Annotated in this window: 4 protein-coding genes; all 4 read right to left on the minus strand. The window is 31.7% G+C overall.

Going from position 1 to position 4,924, the window contains the following annotated elements; all coding sequences use genetic code 11:
- Positions 1–115: 115 nt before the first annotated feature.
- The 4 genes from HK25_RS10270 to HK25_RS10285 are packed head-to-tail and all read right to left on the minus strand — an operon-like array spanning position 116 to position 4,833.
- Positions 116–1,627: a sugar ABC transporter ATP-binding protein gene (locus tag HK25_RS10270; protein ID WP_086636133.1), complete on the minus strand. Its 1,512-nt coding sequence runs from the start codon at positions 1,625–1,627 to the stop codon at positions 116–118.
- Between the two features lie 15 nt (positions 1,628–1,642).
- Positions 1,643–2,866, minus strand: a complete 1,224-nt coding sequence (locus HK25_RS10275) for a sugar ABC transporter substrate-binding protein (RefSeq protein WP_198945975.1) — start codon at positions 2,864–2,866, stop codon at positions 1,643–1,645.
- A gap of 40 nt (positions 2,867–2,906) precedes the next feature.
- The gene (locus tag HK25_RS10280) at positions 2,907–3,875 is read right to left on the minus strand and encodes an ABC transporter permease (RefSeq protein ID WP_086636134.1); all 969 of its coding nucleotides are present in this window, start codon (positions 3,873–3,875) and stop codon (positions 2,907–2,909) included.
- Complete coding sequence (locus tag HK25_RS10285; RefSeq protein WP_086636135.1) at positions 3,868–4,833, minus strand: ABC transporter permease; 966 nt, start codon at positions 4,831–4,833, stop codon at positions 3,868–3,870. The genes HK25_RS10280 and HK25_RS10285 overlap by 8 nt, the downstream gene beginning before the upstream one ends.
- Between the last annotated feature and the right edge of the window lie 91 nt (positions 4,834–4,924).

The following is a 4,924-nucleotide window of genomic DNA, read 5'->3' on the forward strand; positions in this document are numbered from 1 at the left end:
CTTCCTGAGGGGCAGCGAAAGAAAAAGACGGGTAGAAAACAGCAGCTGCCGCAAGTGGCAGCGCTTTAGACAGGTAAAAATGCCTCATGAATTTCATTCTTATATGCCTAAAATATTAATTAATAAAATTTCCAGTCATATAAGAAACTAGATGTGATTCTTTTAATTCTTCATTTTTAAATTTTTTCGATATTTTTCCTTTGTAAAAAACTAGACATATCTCGCTTAAACTCATTATTTCTTCAAGATCAGAAGAGTAAAAAATGACAGCACCACCATTTCTGGCAAAGTTTCTTATTGCTTCATAAATATCCTCTTTTGTTCCAACGTCGACACCCTTTGTTGGATCAAATAAGAGTAATATTTTTGCACCAGACATTAAAGATCTAGCTATAAGGGCTTTTTGCTGATTGCCTCCTGATAAATTTTCAATATTAAAGTCAAGATAACGGTGAGAAAGATTTATGATGTCAGAAAAATAATTGGTGTATTTTTTTTCATTATTGTCTGACAAAATAAATCTTTTCGATATTTTTTTGGGAGATGACGCACTAATGTTTTCCATTGTTTTGATTGATTTAAATATGCCAAAGTTTTTTCGATCATCTGACACATAAGAAATTCCTCTTTTGCTATTTAAAGCGGAACGAGGACTTTTAAATGATACCTTAGAACCATCAAGAAATATATCACCACTTAAAGGTTGAGAATTTCCTGAAAGAATTTTAAAAAACTCGCTTTGCCCCTGACCATCTAATGCAGCAATACCAATAATTTCTCCCTCATTTAATTTTAAGTTAATATTAGATATAATTTTTCCAGATATATTTTTAATATTAAGACATTCATTATTAGTATTTTCTCTTTTAAATTGATTTATTTTTTTATTTTTACCTTTATAACGACCAACCATCATTTCAAAAATATTGTCATCCGAAGCATCACTAATATTAATAGTCGCAACGCTCCGGCCATTTCTCATAATTGTAGCACGTTGTGCTAATGCTCGAATCTCATTAAGCCTATGTGATATATATAAAATTGATGTTCCTTTACTTTGCAGTATGTCTATTATTTTATATAGCCAGTCAACATCAGGAAGGGCTGTTGTTGGTTCATCCAGCACAAGTAATTTTGGAGCATGAGATATTGCACGAACAATTTCAACACGCTGCTTGTCCGCCAGAGAAAGATCTCTGACGGTTTTTTTAACATTAATATGACCTAAATCGAATTCAGAAAGTAGCTTCTCAGCCTTTTCAATATTTAGTCGAGATGAATGCATCCCTATTAAATTTCTATGTAATTTTGGCAACATAAGATTTTCATAAACGGTTAAGTCAGGAAGGAGACTAAACTCCTGAAAGGCCGTAGAAATTCCATTTAAACGTGCATTAACGACACCTTTTGCATAATATTTTTTTCCATATAAAGTAATTTCTCCATTATCAGGTTGCACGGATCCGCTTAAAATATTTACTATAGTTGACTTTCCAGCGCCATTTTCGCCCAAAAGAGCATGTACTTCTCCACGTTTAATATTAAAATTTACATTTTCTAAAGCGATAGTTGACCCATATTTTTTAGAAATATCTTTAATAGATATATCAAATCCTTCATAAGACATAAAATAATACTCCTTTTATTTTACAAATGGTGAAACCATTGTGACTTTATAATGATCATTTGGAGCAGAGCATTTTTCACAATTTATACCTGGTTCTTTCGGAGCGATTTTCAATTCTTGAGGCAGAGCAGTGATGACGGCTCCATCTTTAGGTTGTCCAGTTAAAGCTGCTCGTAGGTCAATTTCAGGAAGCAGTGTTTCATTATAAATTTCGTCTGAAAAACCCTGAGGTACCATATTTTGAGGGAATACATTACACTGAGAATTAATATTACCTCCCTGGCAAAGCTTGATATTATCTACAGTTGCCCAGGGTAAAGGGTATTCAACGCTTACTGGACTTTGCTGTCTTTTTCCCGTTAAAATTTCCATCATTAATTTGAAAGCATAACCAGCAGTTGCAGGAGGGGAACCTGAAGACACTCCTTTTAAACCATTTTTGATATAATCATGATTTAGAAAAGCAAGACGAAACCCGTTCATATTCTCACCAGTAATGGGTATCATTTTATCATTATGATTTTTTACAGCATTGAGCGTACCTGCTTCACCTAATTCCGCCCATATGCCATCTACGTCTGGGTGTGCAGCAAGAGCTTTAGCCGTTTCTTGCTGAGAAATTCTATCATCCCACATACCATAATATTCAGAAACAATTTCAATACCAGGGTATTTTGAAAAAATATTTTTAGCACCATCAGTATGTCTTTTATCAACAGAAGTGCCTGGAACACCTCTTACCATAAATATTTTACCTTTACCGCCAAGAAGATTTACTAATTCCTGCGCCGTATTTTCACCAAACCCGGAAGAAATATAACTTACATTATATGCGCATGGTTCTGTAACAGTGGAATCATACATAAAAAACTTTACGCCTGCTTTACATCCTTTACGAATTGTTCTGTTAAGAGCTGTAGGCGAAATAGGAAAACTAATTACTGCATCTGCACCAGCATCTATCATACTTTCATAAGCAGAAATTTGTGCCTGAGGATCAGTACCTGAAATAACCTCTTTAAGATCAATCATTTTATCGTAAGGAGGCGTTTTCGCCAGAGCTTTAATAATATTAGCTGTTTCACTCATCCAGTTATTACCGCTATAACTAAGACTTAGGTATATTTTAAATTTTTTATTTGAATCAGCATATGACTTCATTGGCATAGCTAAATATGATGCTACTATAGCGCTTGCACATATAGTGTTAGCAATTTTTTTCATTTTGAAAGTAAACATTATATTCCTCATTTGTTGATATTGTTTGTATTAAGATATGTTATTTCTTTAGTATGACAGCAAATAATATAATCATACCTGAAACAATCATTCTCCATCCCTGACTCAAACTTGTAGCCGAAATAACTGAGTCTAAAGTAGTAAGAAACAAAACGCCTGTAGATAGACCTAAAAATGAACCAACCCCCCCAGATATTGCAAATCCTCCTATAACCACAGCAGAAATACTTGGTATTAAGTATAACTCTCCCATACTTAATGTAGCTCCATTAGCGTATCCTGTAAGAATACATCCACAAAAAGAACAAACAAGAGCACTAATTGCATATGTTATTATGGTTACTCTATGCGTTGGAATTCCAGAAATTATTGCTGATTTTATATTTGATCCAGATAAATACAAATATCTTCCGTACAAAGTTTTATTTTGAACAAAGTAAGCAATTAAAGAAAATATTATTATTAAATATACTATATTAGGTAATAATAATGGATTGCCTCTAATAATATAATTTAATAAGTATGGTGCTCCACCAAGAGTACTACCTCCAGTACTACCTAGAGCAATCGAAGCGAAAATTATATTACATCCCATTGTCATAATGAAAGGTGGTATTTTCAAAAAAGAAACACCAAATCCATTTATAAGTCCGATTAAAAATCCAGAAAAACAAATAAAAATTAATATAATAATTTCAGTTATGGTATTTTCTGAAGAAAATGTAGAACTTAATATTCCACCAATCATTACTGTTGATGGTACAGACAGATCAAGACCACCAAGGAGAACTACAAGACTTTGACCATATGAAATAATAAGTAAAAATGAACCTAATGTTATAATATTTATAATTAGATCATAAATATTTATAGATGGTGTTAAAACTTTAGATATTATCATTATAAATAATGATAATATCAATAAGACAAAATATGAAAATTTTTCTTTATTATTTTTATAAATTCCACGATTGTCTTTTGAGTTTGTTAGATATGATATTTTATCCATTTTTTTTGCTTTCAAATTTAGAGTCAATAAAAACGGAATAATAAACACCAATTAACAATAAAATTCCCTGAAATAAACCAATATAGAAAGATGCAAGGCCTATAGAGAAAAGAATTTTTTGTGCCATTATCAAAGAAAAAGCGCCTAGATAGCTACCTAATAATCCTCCTCGTCCACCACTTAAGCTAGTTCCTCCCAAAGCCAAAGCTGCAAATGACAACAAGAGAAAAGGCATACCTGAGGACGGATCGCCTGTTTCTGTTTGAGCACTAAGCATAAAACCTGATAAACCATAAAAGCAACCAGCTAATGTATAAGTAAATATTTCTATTTTTTTGGTTTTTATACCTGATAGATATGAATTTTTACTATCGGAACCTACAGCATAAAGAGAAGTTCCTAAATCTGTTTTTTTTATTATTCCCCATAAGCACAAAACAAATAATGGAATAATCAGTGCATTTGGTATTATTCCAAAAGATAATCCTGTAAAATGATCGCCAATCCATTCAGATACTTCACCTCCTGGAGCATCTAAGATTAATAAAGACAATCCATTAACTATAATCATAATAGATAAAGATATTGCTACAGATTGAATTTTACTTAATGTAATAATAGTTCCATTTATTAAACCGATTATTCCACCAATTAAAATAGAAAATGCTATACTAAGAAATGCTCCTACCCCTCCTTCCAAATAATGTGTTGATATTATAACATTAGTTAATGATATAGTGCCAACAACAGAAAGATCAAATCCACCAATTAGTGCAACTACAGTTACGCCAGCACTTGCTAAAAGAAGAGGAGATGCACTATCTACTATTGATGATATACGACTGAAAGTTAATGAATTAGTATCTGATAAAAAATATACAAAATATAGAATAACAAGCATTATAAAAGATAATTTATAATGCTTGTTAGAATCAGTTTTTTTTTCAAAAAAAAACAATTATGCCTCCTTATTCATATAAAATTATCAATATTTTTTTCAGAGTTTAAGAAGTTATGTTTCATTTATTTTTCTCCAAATAAGATTCCCA

Source organism: Acetobacter sp. DsW_059, assembly GCF_002153695.1.
GTDB lineage: Bacteria > Pseudomonadota > Alphaproteobacteria > Acetobacterales > Acetobacteraceae > Acetobacter > Acetobacter thailandicus.